At 63.0% G+C, this 18814-nt stretch carries 17 protein-coding genes; 16 read left to right on the forward strand and 1 reads right to left on the reverse strand.

The genetic code is table 11. From position 1 onward, the window contains the following. Positions 1-54: 54 nt before the first annotated feature. The 7 genes from Q2T52_RS25005 to mmsB all read left to right on the forward strand — a co-directional run bounded on the left by Q2T52_RS25005 (position 55) and on the right by mmsB (position 7237). The gene (locus tag Q2T52_RS25005; protein ID WP_302079648.1) at positions 55-1257 is read left to right on the forward strand and encodes an ABC transporter substrate-binding protein; all 1203 of its coding nucleotides are present in this window, start codon (positions 55-57) and stop codon (positions 1255-1257) included. A 12-nt stretch (positions 1258-1269) separates the two neighbouring features. Next, a complete protein-coding gene (locus Q2T52_RS25010) occupies positions 1270-2058 on the forward strand; it encodes an ABC transporter ATP-binding protein (protein ID WP_302079649.1) in 789 nt (262 codons plus the stop codon). Between the two features lies 1 nt (position 2059). Further along, positions 2060-2761, forward strand: a complete 702-nt coding sequence (locus Q2T52_RS25015; RefSeq protein ID WP_302079650.1) for an ABC transporter ATP-binding protein — start codon at positions 2060-2062, stop codon at positions 2759-2761. Between the two features lie 3 nt (positions 2762-2764). Further along, entirely contained in the window at positions 2765-3652 is an 888-nt protein-coding gene (locus Q2T52_RS25020) for a branched-chain amino acid ABC transporter permease (RefSeq protein WP_302079651.1), read from the forward strand. Next, the gene (locus Q2T52_RS25025; protein ID WP_302079652.1) at positions 3653-4660 is read left to right on the forward strand and encodes a branched-chain amino acid ABC transporter permease; all 1008 of its coding nucleotides are present in this window, start codon (positions 3653-3655) and stop codon (positions 4658-4660) included. An 82-nt stretch (positions 4661-4742) separates the two neighbouring features. Next, positions 4743-6338 carry a GMC family oxidoreductase gene (locus Q2T52_RS25030; RefSeq protein ID WP_302079653.1) on the forward strand — a complete coding sequence of 532 codons (1596 nt, stop codon included), beginning with the start codon at positions 4743-4745 and terminating at the stop codon, positions 6336-6338. A gap of 23 nt (positions 6339-6361) precedes the next feature. Further along, the gene (mmsB, locus tag Q2T52_RS25035; protein WP_302079654.1) at positions 6362-7237 is read left to right on the forward strand and encodes a 3-hydroxyisobutyrate dehydrogenase; all 876 of its coding nucleotides are present in this window, start codon (positions 6362-6364) and stop codon (positions 7235-7237) included. A gap of 5 nt (positions 7238-7242) precedes the next feature. Here mmsB and Q2T52_RS25040 read toward each other — a convergent pair whose 3' ends face one another. Next, positions 7243-8301 carry an AraC family transcriptional regulator gene (locus Q2T52_RS25040; protein ID WP_302079655.1) on the reverse strand — a complete coding sequence of 353 codons (1059 nt, stop codon included), beginning with the start codon at positions 8299-8301 and terminating at the stop codon, positions 7243-7245. 112 nt (positions 8302-8413) lie between these two features. Between Q2T52_RS25040 and Q2T52_RS25045 the strand changes: the two genes are divergently transcribed. The 9 genes from Q2T52_RS25045 (at position 8414) to Q2T52_RS25085 (ending at position 18423) form a co-directional block, all read left to right on the forward strand. Beyond that, the gene (locus Q2T52_RS25045) at positions 8414-9166 is read left to right on the forward strand and encodes an SDR family NAD(P)-dependent oxidoreductase (RefSeq protein ID WP_302079656.1); all 753 of its coding nucleotides are present in this window, start codon (positions 8414-8416) and stop codon (positions 9164-9166) included. 18 nt (positions 9167-9184) lie between these two features. Then, positions 9185-10366: an acetyl-CoA C-acyltransferase gene (locus Q2T52_RS25050; protein WP_302079657.1), complete on the forward strand. Its 1182-nt coding sequence runs from the start codon at positions 9185-9187 to the stop codon at positions 10364-10366. 28 nt (positions 10367-10394) lie between these two features. Beyond that, on the forward strand, positions 10395-11522 hold the full coding sequence (locus Q2T52_RS25055) for an acyl-CoA dehydrogenase family protein (protein ID WP_302079658.1): 1128 nt from the start codon (positions 10395-10397) through the stop codon (positions 11520-11522). Between the two features lie 72 nt (positions 11523-11594). Then, positions 11595-12842, forward strand: a complete 1248-nt coding sequence (locus Q2T52_RS25060; RefSeq protein ID WP_302079659.1) for a 3-methyl-2-oxobutanoate dehydrogenase (2-methylpropanoyl-transferring) subunit alpha — start codon at positions 11595-11597, stop codon at positions 12840-12842. A gap of 1 nt (position 12843) precedes the next feature. Continuing rightward, positions 12844-13857, forward strand: coding sequence for an alpha-ketoacid dehydrogenase subunit beta (locus tag Q2T52_RS25065; protein ID WP_302079660.1), 1014 nt, complete (start codon positions 12844-12846; stop codon positions 13855-13857). Between the two features lie 3 nt (positions 13858-13860). Further along, positions 13861-15126 carry a dihydrolipoamide acetyltransferase family protein gene (locus Q2T52_RS25070; protein ID WP_302079661.1) on the forward strand — a complete coding sequence of 422 codons (1266 nt, stop codon included), beginning with the start codon at positions 13861-13863 and terminating at the stop codon, positions 15124-15126. 3 nt (positions 15127-15129) lie between these two features. After that, a complete protein-coding gene (gene lpdA, locus Q2T52_RS25075; RefSeq protein ID WP_302079662.1) occupies positions 15130-16521 on the forward strand; it encodes a dihydrolipoyl dehydrogenase in 1392 nt (463 codons plus the stop codon). Further along, a complete protein-coding gene (locus Q2T52_RS25080) occupies positions 16505-17602 on the forward strand; it encodes an enoyl-CoA hydratase/isomerase family protein (RefSeq protein ID WP_302079663.1) in 1098 nt (365 codons plus the stop codon). Before lpdA ends, Q2T52_RS25080 begins: the two co-directional genes overlap by 17 nt. A 50-nt stretch (positions 17603-17652) precedes the next feature. Then, entirely contained in the window at positions 17653-18423 is a 771-nt protein-coding gene (locus Q2T52_RS25085) for an enoyl-CoA hydratase (RefSeq protein WP_302079664.1), read from the forward strand. Positions 18424-18814: the final 391 nt, after the last annotated feature.

Here is an 18814-nt window from a genome sequence, read left to right on the forward strand (position 1 = left end):
TGGCCAAAGTTGAACAGTCGAATTTGCTTCGGCATCTCTGGGAGGAGATCGGACATGCGTAAAACGCTTCTGGCGTCGGCCGCGATTTTCGTTGCGGGCGCGGCAAGTGCCTATGCGGCGGCATCGGATGGTAAGGTCAAGATTGGCATCCTGAACGACCAGTCGGGGGTCTATGCGGATTTCGGCGGCAAGTCGTCCGTCGAGGCGGCCAAGATGGCCGTGGAAGATTTTGGCGGCAAGGTACTGGACGTGCCGATCGAGATCATCGACGCCGACCACCAGAACAAGCCTGATATCGCCTCCAACATTGCCCGCCAGTGGTTCGACACGCAGCAGGTCGATGCCATCATGGAACTGACCACTTCGTCCGTGGCGCTCGCGGTGCAGGCTGTTGCCAAGGAAAAGAAGAAGATCGACATCGTTACGGGTGCTGCCACGACGGACCTGACCGGCAAGCAGTGCAGCCCCTATGGCTTCCACTGGGCCTATGACACCTACGCTCTGGCCGTCGGCACGGGTGGCGCGCTCGTCAAGCAGGGCGGCGACAGCTGGTTCTTCCTGACCGCCGACTATGCCTTCGGCTATTCGCTGGAAGAGCAGACCAGCAATTTCGTGAAATCCAACAACGGCAAGGTGGTAGGCTCCGTGCGCCATCCGCTGTCCACAACGGATTACTCCTCCTTCCTGCTGCAGGCGCAATCGTCAGGCGCGAAGGTCGTCGGCCTTGCCAATGCGGGCGCGGACACGCAGAACGCCATCAAGCAGGCGGCCGAATTCGGCCTCACCCAGAGCGGCCAGCGCCTGGCCGCCCTCCTCTTCACGCTTGCCGAAGTGCATGGCCTCGGCCTCAAGGCCGCACAGGGCCTGACGCTGACGGAAGGCTTCTACTGGGATCGCGACGACGAAAGCCGCAAGTTCGGCGAGCGCTTCCAGAAGCGCACCGGCAAGATGCCGAATATGATCCATGCCGGCACCTATTCCGCCGTGCTGCAATATCTGAAGGCTGTCCAGAAGGCCGGTACCGACGACACCGAAGCCGTCTCCAAGGTGCTGCATGACATGCCTGTCGATGACGTCTTCGGTCGCGGCGGCACGGTTGGCGCCAATGGCCGCATGTTCCACGACATGTATCTGCTGGAAGTGAAGAAGCCCGAAGAGAGCAAGAAGCCCTGGGATTATTACAAGGTTCTTGCCACCATTCCCGGCAAGGACGCCTATATGGACCCGAAGAAGAGCGGCTGCGATCTGGTCAAGTAACGGTTGGCGCTCATGACACAGGTTTCTGTCGAACGCGCCGTTTCTTCCGAACCGCGGGTGGTGCTTTCCGCCCGCGGCATAAGGAAGGATTTCGGCGGCTTCAGCGCGGTGCGCAATGTGGATCTCGATGTCCATCACGCCCGCGTCCATGCCTTGATCGGCCCGAACGGCGCCGGCAAGACCACCGTGTTCAACCTGCTGACCAAGTTCCTGCAACCGACCGCCGGAACGATCCTGCTGATGGGCCAGGACATTACCCGCACGCCGCCGGACAAGGTGGCGCGGCTGGGTCTTGTCCGCTCCTTCCAGATTTCCGCGGTCTTTCCGCATCTCTCCGTGCTGGACAATGTGCGGGTCGCTTTGCAGCGGCCCAACAATCTGGCGCATCAGTTCTGGCGTCCGGTCTCGGCGCTGGACACGCTGAACCGGCGCGCCGACGAGTTGCTTGGATTGGTCGGGCTCACCAAGGAGCGGGATCGGCTGGCCGCCGATCTTTCCTATGGCCGCAAGCGCGTGCTGGAAATTGCCACCACGCTGGCGCTCGATCCGAAAGTGCTGCTGCTGGATGAACCGCTGGCCGGCATGGGCCAGGAGGATATCACCGTCGTCGCCAACCTCATCCGCGAGGTGGCGAAGACCCGCGCCGTGCTGATGGTGGAGCACAATCTCTCGGTCGTTGCGGATCTCTGCCATTTCGTCACCGTGCTGCAGCGCGGGGAAATACTAGCCGAAGGCGATTACGAGACGGTCAGTCGCGATCCACGTGTGCGCATCGCCTATATGGGCACGGAGGAGGCTTGAGATGGCGGCACTTCTCGACATCAAGGGCCTGAATGCCTGGTATGGCGAAAGCCATGTGCTGCACGGGCTGGACATGACGATCCATGACGGCGAAACCGTCACCATTCTCGGCCGTAATGGCGTCGGCAAAACTACGACGCTGCGGACGATCACCGGCATCATCCGCAGCCGAAAAGGGCAGATCCGTTTCGACGGCAAGGACATGCTATCCGTTCCGCTGCATCGCACTGCCCATCACGGCATCGGTTACGTGCCGGAAGAGCGCGGCATCTTCTCCTCGCTCAACGTGCTGGAAAACCTGATGCTACCGCCGGTCGTCGGCAAGAACGGCATGTCGGTCGAAGACATTTTCGAACTCTTCCCCAATCTCCATGAACGCCGCCACAGCCCGGGAACCCGCCTTTCCGGTGGCGAGCAGCAGATGCTGGCAATCGCCCGCATTCTGCGCACCGGCGTTCGCATGCTTCTGCTGGACGAGCCGACCGAGGGACTTGCCCCGGTCATCGTGCAGCGCATCGGCGAGGTGTTGAAGAAACTCAAGGAGCGCGGCCTGACGGTTCTTCTGGTCGAACAGAACTTCCGTTTCGCCAGCCGTGTGGCGGACCGCTTCTACCTGATGGATCACGGACAGGTCGTCTCGGAGTTTCCGGTCGGCGAACTGCCTGATCGTATGGATACGCTGCATCACGTGCTGGGAGTGTAAGCGATGACGATGATCTTCGGAATTCCGCTTCCCGCGCTCCTCGGCCAGTTGCTGATCGGGTTGATCAACGGCTCGTTCTATGCGCTGCTGTCGCTCGGGCTTGCCATCATCTTCGGCATGCTGCGCATCATCAATTTCGCGCACGGCGCGCAATATATGCTGGGGGCGTTCTCCGCCTATCTGCTGCTAACCTTCACCGGCATCGGTTACTGGGGCGCGCTGATCCTGGCGCCGATCCTTGTCGGCATTCTCGGCGTCGTGATCGAACGGCTGTTCCTGCGCCGTCTCTATGGCCTCGATCCGCTCTACGGCCTGCTCTTCACCTTCGGGCTGGCGCTGACGCTGGAAGGCACGTTCCGTTACTTCTACGGCTCCTCCGGCCAACCCTATGCGGCACCGGCGGCACTCGCCGGCGGCACCAATCTCGGCTTCATGTTCATGCCCAATTACCGCGGCTGGGTGGTCGTGGCTTCCCTGATCGTCTGCATCGGCACATGGTTCCTGATCGAGAAGACCAAGCTCGGCGCGTACCTGCGCGCCGCCACTGAAAACGCGACGCTTGTGCAGGTGTTCGGCGTCAACGTGCCCGTGCTGCTGACGCTGACCTATGGGCTGGGCGTGGCGCTCGCCGCCTTTGCGGGCGTGCTGGCCGCACCGGTCTATCAGGTCTCGCCGCTGATGGGCTCCAATATCATCATCATCGTGTTTGCCGTGGTTGTCGTGGGCGGCATGGGCTCCATCATGGGCGCCATCGTCACCGGCTATCTGCTTGGCATCGCTGAGGGGCTGACGAAAGTGTTCTACCCGGAAGCCTCCAGCATCGTGATCTTCGTCATCATGGCCTTCGTGCTTCTGCTGCGCCCTGCTGGCTTGTTCGGAAGGGAGGCTTGAATGACTGACGCGAACCCCACGATCCGCACGACGCTGCGTGCTGAACCAGCCGTTCCTGTTTCCGGCGCACGCATTGCCGTTCTTGTGATTGCACTCGCCTTCCTCATCGGCGCACCCTTCTTCGTCTACCCGATCTTCCTGATGAAGCTGTTGTGCTTCGCGCTGTTTGCCTGTGCCTTCAACGTGCTGCTGGGCTATACGGGCCTGCTCTCCTTCGGCCACGCCACCTTCTTCGGCGGTGCAGCCTATTTCACCGCGCATGCGGTGAAAGAATGGGGCCTTTCGCCGGAACTCGGCATTCTCGTTGGTGTGGCGGGTGCCGCCCTGCTGGGCCTGATCATGGGCTATTTCGCCATCCGCCGGCAGGGTATCTATTTTGCCATGATCACGCTGGCGCTGTCGCAGATGTTCTTCTTCTTCTGCCTGCAGGCAAAATTTACCCATGGCGAGGATGGCATCCAGTCCGTGCCGCGTGGCCATTTCTTCGGCCTGCTCGATCTCAACGACTCGCTCAGCATGTATTACACGGTGACGGCGATCTTCGTCGGCGGTCTGTTCCTCATCTGGCGGTTCGTGCATTCGCCCTTTGGCATGATCCTGCGTTCCATCCGCGAAAACGAACCCCGCGCCATCTCGCTCGGCTATTCGGTGGCGCGTTACAAGCTCGGCGCCTTCGTCTTCTCCGCTGCGCTTGCCGGTCTCGCGGGCGCGGTCAAGGCGCTGGTCTTCCAGTTCGCGACGCTGACGGATGTCGCCTGGCAGATGTCCGGCGAGGTGATCCTGATGACGCTGCTGGGCGGCATCGGCACGATCTTCGGCCCCATCTTCGGCTCGGCGCTGGTGGTCGGCCTCGGCAATTATCTCGCGACGACCGGCTTCCCGGTCACGATCATCACCGGCATCGTCTTCATGGTCTGCGTATTGGTCTTCCGTCGCGGCATCGTGGGCGAGATCAACGCGACGCGGCTGGCGCAGAAACTGGGGCTCGCCGACCGGTCATCCGGCTGAGCCGACGTCATATTCAAAACGATAGAGGGCAGCCCGATCTGCGGGCGATGGTTTCGCGCGACTGTGGGCATGCGAGGATAGTATGGAGACATATGATTATATCGTCATCGGCGCGGGCTCGGCCGGATGCGTGCTGGCGAACCGGCTGGCGGCCGACCCGAACCACCGTGTTCTGCTGCTGGAAGCGGGCGGCAATGACAATTACCACTGGATCCACATCCCGGTCGGTTATCTCTACTGCATCAACAACCCGCGCACGGACTGGTGCTTTTCGACAGAGAAGGAAGAGGGGCTGAACGGGCGGGCGCTGAACTACCCTCGCGGCAAGGTGCTGGGTGGCTGCTCCTCGATCAACGGCATGATCTATATGCGCGGCCAGGCCCGCGATTACGACCAGTGGCGGCAGCTGGGCTGCGACGGCTGGGGCTGGGACGACGTGCTGCCGATCTTCCGCAAGTCGGAAGACTTCTACAAGGGCGCCGACGATCTGCATGGCAGCGGCGGGGAGTGGCGGGTGGAGCGCGCACGGGTGCGCTGGGATGTGCTGGACGCTTTCCGCCAGGCGGCGAAGGAAGCGGGCATTCCCGAGACGGAGGATTTCAACCGCGGCACCAATGAGGGCAGCGGTTATTTCGACGTGAACCAGCGCTCCGGCATTCGCTGGAACACATCCAAGGCCTTCCTGCGCCCGGCCATGGCACGCGGCAACCTGACAGTGCTGACCAAGGCGCATGCGGAGCGGCTGATCGTGGAGGGTGACGAGGTGAAGGGCGTCGTGGTGCATCACGATGGCATCTCCAAATCCTTCGCCGCCCGCCGGGAGACGGTGTTGAGCGCCGGCGCGATCGGCTCGCCGCATCTGCTCGAACTTTCGGGTATCGGGCGTGGTGACGTGCTGCAACAGGCGGGCATCGAGGTTCGCCATCATGTTCCAGCCGTCGGTGAAAACCTGCAGGACCATTTGCAGCTGCGTGTCGTGTTCAAGGTCACCGGCGTGCCGACGTTGAACGAGAAGGCCTCCGCGCTGTTGGGCAAGGCGGCGATCGGGCTCGAATATCTGCTGCGCCGTTCTGGCCCGATGGCCATGGCGCCGAGCCAGCTTGGTATCTTCACCCGCTCCGGCCCGGAAAAGGAAACGCCGGATCTGGAGTTCCATGTGCAGCCCGTTTCTCTCGACAAGTTCGGGGATCCCGTCCACCGCTTTCCGGCGATCACCGCGAGTGTGTGCAATCTGAGACCCGATAGTCGCGGCTCGGTGCATCTGCGTTCGCCGGATTTTGCCCAGCAGCCGGCGATTGCGCCGAGATACCTGACGACCGAGAGCGATCGCGACGTGGCGGTCAAATCCATCCGCACCGCCCGCAACATTGCCGCGCAACCTTCCTTCGCCCGTTTCAACCCGGAGGAATACAAGCCCGGCAGCCGCTTCGAGACGGATGAGGATCTGCGCCAGGCAGCAGGCGATATCGGCACCACGATTTTCCATCCCGTCGGCACCTGCCGCATGGGCACGGACGAAGGCAGTGTGGTCGATACGCGGCTGAGACTGCGGGCCGCACGGCGGCTTCGCATCGCGGATGCCTCGATCATGCCGGTCATCACATCCGGAAACACCAATTCACCCACTATTATGATCGCTGAAAAGGCGGCGGAAATGATTTTGGCGGATAATCGCTGAAACGCAGGCAGGAGGAGGCGCACATGGCTACAATCGCATTCATCGGGCTCGGCAATATGGGTTTGCCGATGGCAGGCAACCTCGCCAAGGCAGGACATGAGGTCACAGGCTTCGATCTTTCCGAAGCCGCGGTGGAGGCGGCGGGAGCTGCCGGGCTTGCGACAGCGCAGAGCCTTGCCGACGCCATCGGCGCAGCCGAGGTCGTCATCACCATGCTGCCGGCGGGCAAGCATGTGCTTTCCGTCTGGAGCAATCTGGTGGAAATGGTACCGGCAGGCGCACTGCTGCTAGATTGCTCCACCATTGATGTCGAGAGCGCCCGCAAGGCGCACCAGATGGCCGAAGAGCATGGCTTTTCCAGCATCGATGCGCCGGTGTCCGGCGGCACTCTCGGCGCTGCTGCGGCGACACTGACCTTCATGGCTGGCGGCAGCAAGGAGGCCTTCGATCGCGCTCTGCCCTTCCTCGAAGCCATGGGCCGCCGTATCGTCCATTGCGGCGAGGCGGGTGCCGGACAGGCGGCGAAGATCTGCAACAACATGATCCTTGGTATTTCCATGATCGGTGTCTGCGAGGCTTTCGCGCTGGCGGAAAAGCTCGGCCTATCGCATCAGGCGCTGTTCGATGTCGCCTCCACCGCCTCCGGCCAGTGCTGGTCGCTCACCTCCTATTGCCCGGTGCCGGGACCAGTGCCGAACTCACCCGCCAACCGCGATTATGCACCGGGCTTTGCCGCGGCACTGATGCTGAAGGATCTGAAGCTTTCGCAGGAAGCGGCGCTGGCCAGCGGTGCCGCGACGCCGCTCGGCGCGGAAGCGGCCCAGCTCTACGCCCTATTCGAAAAGCAGGGTCACGGGGCACGAGATTTTTCCGCCATTATCGAGATGCTGCGCGGGTAAGGACATCATGGTTTGACCAGCGCCTCCCGGTAGGCGGCGGGGCTGGTGGCGTACCATTTGCGGAAGGCGCGGTGAAAGGCGCTCGGTTCCGAATAGCCGAGCCGTTCCGCGATCTCCCCGACCGACAGTCCCGCCTGTTGCAGCAGTTCGAGCGACAGCTCGCGACGGATCTCGTCCTTGATCGCCGCGTAATTCTGCCCCTCCGCCTTCAGCCGGTGACGGAGCGTGGAGGCCGGAATGCGCATCTCGTCCGCCAGCGCCTCAAAGCTTGCCCAGACCGTCGGTGGCGCCTGCCGCAGTCTGTCCCGCACCCTCGCCGTCAGGCCGGCATCATAGCGATAGCGCACGAGAATATTGGCGGGCGCGCCGCGCAGGAAGCGTTTGAGGTCTGCCTCGCTGCGTGAGATCGGCAGTTTCAGAAGCGCGGCGTCGAAACCGAGCATGCTGTTCGGCTGGCCGAAACGAACGGGCGCGCCGAAGAAATGCCGGTAATCGGCCCCCTGGTCCGGCTCCGCACAGCGGAAATCCACCAGCCGGATCGGAATGCGCCGCCCCGCCAGCCAACACAGAACCCCATGCAGCAGAATCCAGTAGGTGCGATAGGCAAAGGCGCTGCGAGGTTCACCGGCATCGCTCAGCACGATGCGGGCAATGCCATCCCGCACCTGAAGTTCCCCGGACGGATCTTCCAGCACCACATCCAGAAACCGCAGCGCGCGCCGCAGTGCCTGATCCAGCGTCTTCGCATGCAGGATGCAGTGGCAGAGCAGCGTGAAACTGCCGCTGCGCATGGGCCGCGCCCCCATGCCGAAATATTCGTCATCCACGGCTTCTGCCACGGCAAGCCAAAGCGCACCGTAGACATCCGCCGACACCGGCTCGCGTACCACCGGCGGCAGGCCGACCGAGGCCAGCACCGGTTCGACCGGCTTGCCCACCCGCCGCAGGCAATCCAGCGCCTCCTCCACGAAGGAGGGCGAGATCATGCGCCGGCCAATATCCTGAGCGTTCATGCGAGCAGCCTCATGGCAAAATTGTCCGAAAATTTGAGACAGTTCTGTCATCGAATGCAATAGGGTCTTGGCCTAAGCTTCCATGCAATTCAGCCATCGAACTCTTGGGAGGAGGAAGCATGGCCAGGGCAAGGATTTCCGTGTCGGTGTGGGAGCGCGCTACATGCTGATCCGGGGCAAGGTGTTCATCGTCACCGGCGGCGCCTCGGGGCTCGGCGCTGCTGTCGCAGATATGCTGATCGGCGAAGGTGGCAAAGTTGTCATCGCCGATCTCGCTGCAGATCCCGCCGCCGATACCACCGACCGAATCCATATCCGAGCCGACGTGACCCTCGAGGCCGATGGCGAGGGCGCCGCAGCGGCAGCAGTCGCGCGCTTCGGCCAACTGCACGGGCTGGTGAATTGCGCCGGCATTGCGCCCAGCGAAAAGCTGGTGGGCCGCGAAGCCCCGCACCGGCTGGAAAGTTTCAGCCGTGCCATTTCCATCAATCTCGTCGGCAGCTTCAACATGATGCGGCTGGCGGCAGCGCAGATCGCAAAGAGCGAGCCGGATGCAGAGGGCGAGCGCGGCGTCATCATCAACACCGCCTCCATTGCCGCCTTTGACGGGCAGATCGGTCAGGTCGCCTATGCCGCCTCCAAGGGTGGCGTCGTGGCCATGACACTGCCGGCGGCGCGGGAACTGGCGCGCCATGGCATCCGCGTCGCCTGCATCGCGCCCGGCATTTTTGAGACGCCGATGATGGGCGCCATGCCGCAGGAGGTGCAGGAAGCGCTCGGCAAGGCGGTGCCTTTTCCACCCCGCATGGGGCGACCAGCGGAATATGCCGGGCTGGTGCGCCATATCTGCGAAAACAGCATGCTGAACGGCGAGGTCATCCGTCTGGACGGCGCGCTGCGCATGGCCGCGCGCTAGGGAAACGGGAGGAAGATCATGGAAGATCCGGTCGTTATCGTCTCTGCCACCCGCACGCCCATAGGCGGTTTTCAGGGCGAGTTGAAGGACGCAAACTGCTCTGAACTGGGCGCTGCCGCGATCCGCGCCGCTCTCACGCGGGCCGAGCTTGCCGCCGAGGTGGTCGACGAGGTTCTGATGGGCTGCGTGCTTTCCGCCGGTCAGGGTCAGGCCCCTGCGCGACAGGCCGCAATTGGGGCGGGCCTGCCCTTTTCCGCCGGTGCCACCACCCTCAACAAGATGTGCGGTTCCGGCATGAAGGCTGTCATGCTGGCGCATGATGCACTGCTGGCCGGCAATGGCAGCGTCGTCGTGGCGGGCGGCATGGAGAGCATGTCGAACGCACCCTACCTGCTGGATCGCGCCCGCTCCGGCTATCGCCTCGGCCACGGCCGGGTGCTGGACCACATGTTTCTGGATGGACTGGAAGACGCCTATGACAAGGGTCGGCTGATGGGCACGTTTGCCGAGGATTGCGCGGAAGCCTATCAATTCACGCGTGAGGCGCAGGATGCCTATGCGCTTTCTTCGTTGAGCCGCGCCCAAAAGGCGATCGCGGACGGCGCCTTTGCCGATGAGATCACCCCCGTCACCGTCAAGAGCGGGCGCAGCGAAAACGTGGTCACAGTGGATGAGCAGCCGGGCAAGGCGCGGCCGGAGAAGATCCCCAGCCTGAAACCGGCTTTCCGCGACGGCGGCACGGTAACGGCCGCCAATTCCTCCTCCATCTCCGATGGCGCCGCGGCGCTGGTGCTGATGCGGCGATCCGAAGCCGAGAAACGGCACCTTGCGCCGCTCGCTGCGATCACCGGCCATGCCACGCATGCGCAGGAGCCGCATCTCTTTGCAACAGCACCGATTGGCGCGCTGCGGAAACTCAGCGAGCGGACAGGATGGCAGTTTCAGGATGTCGATCTGTTCGAGATCAACGAGGCCTTTGCCGTGGTAGCGATGGCCGCCATGCGCGATCTCGACCTGCCGCAGGACAAGGTCAATGTGCATGGCGGCGCCTGCGCGTTGGGCCACCCCATCGGCGCCTCCGGTGCCCGCGTGCTGGTGACGCTGCTTTCCGCGCTGAAGCGGCATGCGGGCAAGCGCGGCATGGCGGCGCTCTGCATCGGCGGCGGCGAAGCGACCGCCCTTGCGGTGGAACTGATCTGATGATGACGGCAGGAGGAGGCTTGGCATCATGATACTCTCCGATTCTGAGATGCAGATCCGCGACATGGCGCGCGATTTTGCCCGCGAGCGGCTGGCGCCTGGGGCAGCCGAACGGGATCAGCAAAGCCGGTTTCCCCGCGAGGAATTGCGGGAAATGGGCGAGCTCGGCTTTCTCGGCATGCTGGTGCCGGAAGCCTATGGCGGATCGGAAACCGGCACCGTCGCCTATGCCGTTGCGCTGGAGGAGATTGCCGCAGGCGATGGCCCCTGCTCCACCATCATGAGCGTGCACAGTTCGGTCGGCTGCGTGCCCATCCTGAAATACGGCACCGAGGAGCAGAAGGAGCGCTTCCTGCCGAAGCTCGGCAGTGGTGAGTGGATCGCCGGCTTCGCCCTGACCGAACCGCATGCCGGGTCTGATGCCTCCAACCTGAAGACCCGCGCCCGCCGCGATGGCGATCATTACGTGCTGAACGGTGCCAAGCAGTTCATCACGTCTGGCAAGAACGGCAATGTCATCATCGTCTTTGCCGTCACCGATCCCGATCTCGGCAAGAAGGGCATTACCGCCTTTATCGTGCCCACCGACACGCCGGGCTACGAAGTGGTGCATGTGGAGCGCAAGATGGGTCTCCATTCGTCCGACACCTGCCAGATCGCCTTCAGCGACATGCGAATCCCTGCGAACCTGAGGCTCGGCGCGGAGGGCGAGGGCTATAAGATCGCGCTTTCCAATCTGGAAGGTGGGCGCATCGGCATCGCATCTCAGGCGGTCGGCATGGCGCGGGGCGCCTTCGAGGCAGCCACGGCTTATGCCCGCGAACGCACAGCCTTCGGCGTACCGATCATCGAGCATCAGGCGGTCGCCTTCCGGCTGGCGGATATGGCAACCCGCATTGAGGCGGCGCGGCAGCTGGTGCTGCATGCCGCACAGCTGAAGGAGGAAGGTCAGCCCTGCCTGACGGAAGCCTCCATGGCCAAGCTCTTTGCCTCGGAAATGGCGGAAAAGGTCTGTTCCGATGCCATCCAGATCCATGGCGGCTATGGCTATATGGCCGATTATCCGGTGGAGCGTATCTACCGCGATGTGCGTATCTGCCAGATCTATGAGGGGACCAGCGACGTGCAGCGCATCGTGATTGCCCGCAATCTTTGATAGAATGACGCGGACCCAACCGGCGGGAGGAGAGACGCCGCAAGGGTTCGACAGTGGAGGAAACAGACCGCAATGACCGATGGTCCCGATCTCAGCCCGCCTCGCCTCAGCCTGCATGTGCCGGAGCCTGCGGTGCGGCCCGGCGGACAGCCGGATTTTTCCAATGTGAAGATCCCCAACGCCGGATCGGTGCCGCGCCCCGCCGTGGATGTCTCGCCGGAGGACATCCGTGATCTCGCCTTTTCGATCATTCGGGTCCTGAACCGGGACGGCGAAGCGGTCGGACCCTGGGCGGGGCTTCTCACCGATGCCGAACTGCTGGAAGGCCTGCGCAACATGCTGAAGCTGCGCGCCTTCGATGCCCGCATGCTGATGGCGCAGCGGCAGGGCAAGACCTCTTTCTACATGCAGCATCTGGGTGAGGAGGCCGTCAGCTGCGCCTTTCGCAAGGCGCTGGAAAAGGGCGACATGAACTTTCCCACCTACCGGCAGGCCGGGCTTCTGATCGCCGACGGCTACCCGATGGTGGAGATGATGAACCAGATCTTCTCCAACGAGGCAGACCCCCTGCATGGCCGTCAGCTGCCGGTCATGTATTCCTCCAGGGAGCATGGCTTCTTCACCATATCCGGCAATCTCTCCACCCAATATGTGCAGGCGGTCGGCTGGGCCATGGCATCCGCCATCCGCAATGACAGCCGCATTGCCGCCGCCTGGATCGGCGATGGCTCGACGGCGGAATCGGATTTCCATTCGGCGCTCGTGTTCGCTTCCACTTACAAGGCGCCCGTCATTCTCAACATCGTCAACAACCAATGGGCGATTTCCACCTTTCAGGGCATTGCCCGCGGCGGCGCCGGCACCTTTGCCGCACGCGGCCTCGGTTTCGGCATTCCCTCGCTGCGAGTCGACGGCAATGATTACCTCGCCGTGCATGCCGTGGCGAAGTGGGCGGCGGAACGGGCACGGCGCAATCTGGGTCCGACGCTGATCGAATACGTCACCTACCGCGTCGGGGCGCATTCCACATCCGATGATCCGAGCGCGTATCGGCCCAAGACGGAATCGGAAGCCTGGCCGCTGGGCGACCCGGTTCTGCGGCTCAAGAAACATCTGATCCTCCGCGGCGTCTGGTCGGAAGAGCGGCATGTGCAGGCGGAAGCCGAAATTCTGGACGAGGTGCTGGAAGCCCAGCGCGAGGCGGAAAGCCACGGCACGTTGCATTCGGGCGGCAAGCCTTCCGTGCGCGATATCTTCGAGGGCGTCTATGCGGACATGCCGCCGCATGTGCGCCGCCAGCGGCAGAAGGCGGGGTACTGACATGGCAAGAATGACGATGATCGAAGCGGTGCGCAGCGCCATGGATGTCTCCATGGAGCGTGACGAGACCGTGGTCGTGTTCGGCGAGGATGTCGGCTATTTCGGCGGCGTCTTCCGCTGCACGCAGGGGCTTCAGGCGAAGTATGGCAAGACGCGCTGCTTCGACACACCCATCAGCGAATCCGGCATTGTGGGCGCTGCCATCGGCATGGCCGCTTATGGGCTGAAGCCTTGCGTCGAAATCCAGTTCGCCGATTACATGTACCCGGCCTATGACCAGATCACCCAGGAGGCGGCGCGCATCCGCTATCGCTCGGCAGGCGATTTCACCTGCCCTATGGTGATCCGCATGCCGACCGGCGGCGGCATTTTTGGCGGTCAGACCCATAGCCAGAGCCCGGAAGCGCTGTTTACCCATGTCTGCGGGCTGAAGGTGGTGGTGCCCTCCAACCCCTATGATGCCAAGGGCCTGCTGATCTCCGCCATCGAGGACCCGGACCCGGTCATCTTCCTGGAGCCGAAGCGGCTCTATAACGGGCCGTTCGATGGCCATCATGAGCGCCCCGTCACGCCCTGGTCGAAGCATGAGCTGGGCGATGTGCCGGACGGTCACTTCACCATTCCGATCGGCAAAGCGGAGATCCGCCGACCCGGCGAAGCCGTGACCGTCATTGCCTATGGCACGATGGTGCATGTGGCACTGGCGGCCGTGGAGGAAACCGGCATCGATGCAGAGGTGATCGACCTGCGCAGCCTCTTGCCGCTGGACCTCGACACCATCGCCCAATCGGTGCGCAAGACGGGGCGCTGCGTCGTGGTGCATGAGGCGACGCTGACCTCCGGCTATGGTGCGGAAGTGGCGGCACTCATCCAGGAACATTGCTTCTACAGCCTGGAATCCCCGGTGCTGCGGGTGACGGGCTGGGACACGCCTTACCCACACGCGCAGGAATGGGATTATTTTCCCGGCCCTGCCCGCGTGGGCCGGGCCTTGCAGGATGTGATGGAGGGCTGACCGGTGAGCGAGTTTACCATCAAGATGCCCGATGTCGGCGAAGGCGTGGCCGAGGCCGAAGTGGTGGAATGGCATGTGAAGCCGGGTGACCCCGTGCGGGAGGACATGATCGTCGCCGCCGTGATGACCGACAAGGCGACCGTCGAGATCCCCTCCCCCGTGACCGGTACCGTCAAATGGCTGGGCGCCGAAGTGGGTGATACGGTGGCGGTGAAGGCGCCGCTGCTGGTGATTGCTCTGGATACTGCGAGTTCCACGGAAGAGGTGGGAATCGAACCTGCGTCGCACCCTGAGGCACCGCCAGCTGCAGAAGCTGCGCCAGCTCCAACTCCGGAGCCACCCCCTGCTGCCCCCTCGGAGAGCAAGCCGCGTAAGCCGGTTGTGACGGAAACACCGGTGCGACCGCTCGCTTCGCCCGCCGTGCGCCGCCGCGCGCAGGATGCCGGGATCGATCTTCGCCAGGTGGCGGCCACCGGCCCGGCGGGGCGCATCACCCATGACGATCTCGACCAGTTCATCGCGCGCGGCAGCGAGGCGAAAACTACGCCCGCCGTTCCTTCCCGAAAGACGGCGACGGAAGAGATGAAGCTGACCGGCCTTCGCCGCCGCATAGCAGAACGCATGCGGCTTGCCGCCTCCCGCATCCCCCACATCACCTATGTGGAAGAGGTCGATGTGACCGATCTGGAGGATCTGCGCGCCACCATGAACGCCGGGCGAAAGCCGGACCAGCCGAAGCTGACCATCCTGCCCTTCCTGATGCGGGCGCTGATCAAGACGGTCGGCGAACAACCGGCCGTCAACGCCACCTTCGATGACGATGCCGGCATCATCACACGTTACAGCGCGGTGCATATCGGCATTGCCACGCAGACGCCGAACGGACTGACGGTGCCTGTCGTCAAACACGCCGAAGCCCGCAGCATCTGGAATTGCGCGACGGAAGTTCAGCGGCTTGCGGATGCGGCACGCAACGGCACAGCGGCGCGGGAGGAGCTTTCCGGCTCCACCATCACCATCAGCTCGCTCGGCGCGCTCGGCGGCATCGTCAGCACGCCGATCATCAACCACCCGGAAGTGGCGATCGTCGGCGTCAACAAGATCGTCACGCGCCCCGTCTGGGATGGCAGCCAGTTCATTCCGCGAAAGATGATGAACCTCTCCTCCAGTTTCGATCACCGCATCATAGACGGCTGGGACGCCGCCATCTTCGTGCAGCGGGTGAAGACGCTTCTGGAAAAACCCGCACTGATCTTTATCGAAGGCTGACGCATGAAAGAGATAGCTTGCAAATTGCTGATCATTGGTGCGGGTCCGGGCGGCTATGTCTGCGCCATCCGCGCCGGGCAGCTCGGCATCGACACCGTCGTGGTCGAGGCTGCCAAACCGGGCGGCACCTGCCTCAATATCGGCTGCATCCCCTCCAAGGCGCTGATCCACGCGGCCGAGGAGTTTCATAAGGTCTGCCAGTTCGCGGCGGGCGGAAGCCCGCTCGGCATCGGGCTCGATGCGCCGCGTCTGGATCTCATAGAGACCATGCGCTGGAAGGACGGCATTGTCGGGCGGCTGAACAGCGGCGTGACCGGCCTCATGCGCAAGGCCAAGGTGAAGATCGTGCAGGGCTCTGCCCGCTTTCGTGATGGCAAGACGGTGGAGGTGGAAACGGAAACCGGATTGCAGGTGATCAAGGCGGAGAATGTGTTGATCGCCACCGGCTCCGAACCGGCAGCCCTGCCGCACCTGCCCTTCGGCGGCAAGGTGATCTCCTCCACCGAAGCCCTGTCGCTGACGGAACCGCCGCAGCAGCTGGTGGTGGTCGGCGGCGGCTATATCGGGCTGGAGCTTGGCACGGCCTATGCGAAACTCGGATCTCAAGTAACCGTGGTCGAGGCCGTGTCGCAGGTGCTGCCGCAATTCGATGCGGATCTGGTGAAACCGGTTCTGAAGCGGCTGGAAGCGCTGGGCGTTACTGTCCTGACCGACACCAAGGCCAACGGGCTTTCCGGTGATGGCATTGCTATCGAGACCGCCATGGGTGCCGAAAAAGTTCTCGCCGCAGACCGCATTCTGGTGGCGGTGGGTCGAAGGCCCCGCATTTCCGGCTGGGGCATCGAGGAGCTGGATCTCGATCGCTCCGGCCCTTTCCTCACCATCGACGACCAGTGCCGCACCTCGATGCGCGGTATCTTCGCCATCGGGGACGTGACGGGCGAGCCGATGCTGGCGCATCGCGCTATGGCGCAAGGCGAGATGGTGGCGGAACTGGTGGCCGGCCAGAAGAGACGCTGGGATAAGCGCGCCATCCCTGCTGCCTGCTTTACCGATCCGGAAATCGTTGCTGTCGGGCTTTTGCCGGATGAGGCGCGGCGTCAGGGCATCGATATCAGAACTGCCCACTTTCCCTTCACCGCCAATGGCCGCGCCATGACGCAAGGCGATGAGGAAGGCTTCGTGCGCGTGGTGGCGCGCGCCGACAACCATCTTGTTCTCGGCCTGCAGGCGGTCGGCTTCGGTGTCTCGGAACTTTCCAGCACCTTCACGCTGGCGCTTGAAATGGGCGCGCGGCTGGAAGACATTGCCCACACTATTCACGCGCATCCGACGCGCGGCGAAGCCTTGCAGGAAGCAGCCTTGAAAGCCCTTGGACATGCCATCCACATCTGACGCCATCTCAACCCCCGCCCCGGAACAGCAGACCATCGTGGAGGTTGAAGGTTCGCTCTTGCGCATCCGCCTTAACCGGCCGAAGGCGCTGAACAGCCTGACGCCTGTGATGGTCGCGGACATCAACCGCGCGCTCGACGGGCTGGAGGCCGATGAGACCCTTTCCGCCTGCCTCGTGACCGGCGAAGGCGAACGCGGGCTTTGTGCGGGCGGGGATATAAGGCTGATCTACGACATCGGCCGGAGCGATCCGGAAGGAGCGCTTGCCTTCTGGCGCGACGAATACCGCATGAATGCGCGCCTGACGCATCTCACCAAGCCCTATATCGCCCTGATGGACGGGATCGTCATGGGTGGCGGCGCTGGCGTTTCCGTGCACGGCAGCCACCGCATCGTCACCGAACGCACCCGTTTCGCCATGCCGGAAACCGGCATCGGCTTCTTCCCGGATGTCGGAGGCTCGTGGTTCCTCTCGCGTCAGGAAGACGAACTCGGTACCTATGCGGCCCTGACCGGCGAGATCCTGAACGCCGGCGACGTGCTGACACTCGGCCTGGCCGATCATGTCATTGCCTCCACCGCCATTCCTGATGTGATCGAGGCACTTTCCCACCTCCCTGCTTCCGCCGGTGCTGCCGAGGTAACGGCGGTGATCGACCGTTTCTCCGAAGCCCCGCCGCCGTCCCTGCTGGACCAAGAGCGGGATGTTATTGCTCGCTGCTTCGCTTTCGAGACGGTGGAAGAGATTTTTGCCGCGCTTCAACGCGAGGCGGGAGAGTTCGCAGAAAGGACGCTGGCCACGCTGTCCAAGAAATCGCCACTCAGCCTCAAGGTGACGCTGAGATTGCTGCGGCTGGGACGAAACTCTCCGTCGCTGGAGGCCTGTCTGAAGCGGGAATTTATCGGCACGACGCAGGTGCTGCGCAACCTGGATTTCTATGAGGGCGTACGCGCCGCCGTTGTCGACAAGGACCGGAACCCGAAGTGGAACCCCGCCACCCTTGCGGAGGTCTCGCAGGCGGATGTCGATGCCTTTTTCCGCCCCTCCAACACAACACTCTTCCCTCATACCACCGCCTGATCTATCCCAGTTTCAATCTCTCCGATCAGTGTAACCCGAGGAATCCTGACGTGGAAAATCCGATCATCGTTGAACGCAAAGAGCGGGTCGTCATCGTCACGCTCAACCGCCCGGCAGCCCGCAATGCGTTGAATTCCGACATCATGAATGCGGTTACGAGCGAGCTTGCGCCGCTCGACCGCGACCCCGATGTCGGCTGCTTCGTGCTGCGCGGCTCGGACAAGGCCTTCGCCGCCGGTGCCGACATCAAGGAGATGGCGGAAAAGTCATTCTCCGAGATGTATTCGGAGGATTTCTTTGCCGCCTGGGATCGCTTCGCGGCCTTTCGCACGCCCAAGATTGCCGCCGTGTCCGGTTATGCGCTGGGCGGCGGCTGCGAATTGGCAATGATGTGCGACATGATCTTTGCCGCCGACAACGCCATGTTCGGCCAGCCGGAAATCAAGCTCGGCGTCATTCCCGGCATGGGCGGTTCGCAGCGGCTGACCCGGCTGGTGGGCAAATCCAAGGCGATGGACATGGTGCTGACGGGCCGCATGATGGATGCGGTGGAAGCCGAACGCTGCGGTCTCGTGGCCCGCGTCATCCCTGCCGACCAGTTGATGGATGAGGTGCTGAAGGCCGCACAAACCATTGCCGGCTACAGCAAGATCGCGACGACCGCCGCCCGCGAAGCCGTGGACCGCGCTTTGGAAACCAGCCTGCGCGAAGGCCTGCTCTTCGAGCGCCGCCTGTTCCATTCCCTGTTTGCCACCGCCGACCAGAAGGAAGGCATGAAGGCCTTCGTGGAAAAACGCGTCGCTGATTTTAAAGGGAAGTGAGGCCTCAGTCAAAGCGGAATGAGCTTTGCCACATCAACCTCGACGGTCCTGAATTTGCAGAGGCGGTACCGCCTGCTCCCAGCTCCCCTTGATGGGGAGGTCGGCGCAAAATGCGCCGGGTGGGGTGACATTGCCGGTTCCCTCAGGCTGTGACGTGAATGCAGCCCGACGCAAAATGGATGGTAGACCCATCGGGTGGGTGGTCCATGGTATCCAAATAATTTCATCACCCCACCCGCAGCTTCGCTGCGACCTCCCCATCAAGGGGCAGTGTTTACTGAGGACTCCCGATGAGGTGCCTGTTAAAGAACAGTGTGAGCGTTATCTCCAGCATGTCATGAGTTTTGGAGAAACGCTTTGAGCGTCGATTGAAGCGCGCCAGATTATCCCT

The organism is Rhizobium oryzicola (assembly GCF_030504645.1).
GTDB classification, from domain to species: domain Bacteria; phylum Pseudomonadota; class Alphaproteobacteria; order Rhizobiales; family Rhizobiaceae; genus Neorhizobium; species Neorhizobium oryzicola.

Coding starts and splice junctions, on each gene's coding strand:
- Q2T52_RS25005 (WP_302079648.1), top strand. CDS start 55: ATGCGTAAAACGCTTCTGGCGTCGGCCGCGATTTTCGTTGCGGGCGCG.
- Q2T52_RS25010 (WP_302079649.1), top strand. CDS start 1,270: ATGACACAGGTTTCTGTCGAACGCGCCGTTTCTTCCGAACCGCGGGTG.
- Q2T52_RS25015 (WP_302079650.1), top strand. CDS start 2,060: ATGGCGGCACTTCTCGACATCAAGGGCCTGAATGCCTGGTATGGCGAA.
- Q2T52_RS25020 (WP_302079651.1), top strand. CDS start 2,765: ATGACGATGATCTTCGGAATTCCGCTTCCCGCGCTCCTCGGCCAGTTG.
- Q2T52_RS25025 (WP_302079652.1), top strand. CDS start 3,653: ATGACTGACGCGAACCCCACGATCCGCACGACGCTGCGTGCTGAACCA.
- Q2T52_RS25030 (WP_302079653.1), top strand. CDS start 4,743: ATGGAGACATATGATTATATCGTCATCGGCGCGGGCTCGGCCGGATGC.
- mmsB (WP_302079654.1), top strand. CDS start 6,362: ATGGCTACAATCGCATTCATCGGGCTCGGCAATATGGGTTTGCCGATG.
- Q2T52_RS25040 (WP_302079655.1), bottom strand. CDS start 8,301: ATGACAGAACTGTCTCAAATTTTCGGACAATTTTGCCATGAGGCTGCT.
- Q2T52_RS25045 (WP_302079656.1), top strand. CDS start 8,414: ATGCTGATCCGGGGCAAGGTGTTCATCGTCACCGGCGGCGCCTCGGGG.
- Q2T52_RS25050 (WP_302079657.1), top strand. CDS start 9,185: ATGGAAGATCCGGTCGTTATCGTCTCTGCCACCCGCACGCCCATAGGC.
- Q2T52_RS25055 (WP_302079658.1), top strand. CDS start 10,395: ATGATACTCTCCGATTCTGAGATGCAGATCCGCGACATGGCGCGCGAT.
- Q2T52_RS25060 (WP_302079659.1), top strand. CDS start 11,595: ATGACCGATGGTCCCGATCTCAGCCCGCCTCGCCTCAGCCTGCATGTG.
- Q2T52_RS25065 (WP_302079660.1), top strand. CDS start 12,844: ATGGCAAGAATGACGATGATCGAAGCGGTGCGCAGCGCCATGGATGTC.
- lpdA (WP_302079662.1), top strand. CDS start 15,130: ATGAAAGAGATAGCTTGCAAATTGCTGATCATTGGTGCGGGTCCGGGC.
- Q2T52_RS25080 (WP_302079663.1), top strand. CDS start 16,505: ATGCCATCCACATCTGACGCCATCTCAACCCCCGCCCCGGAACAGCAG.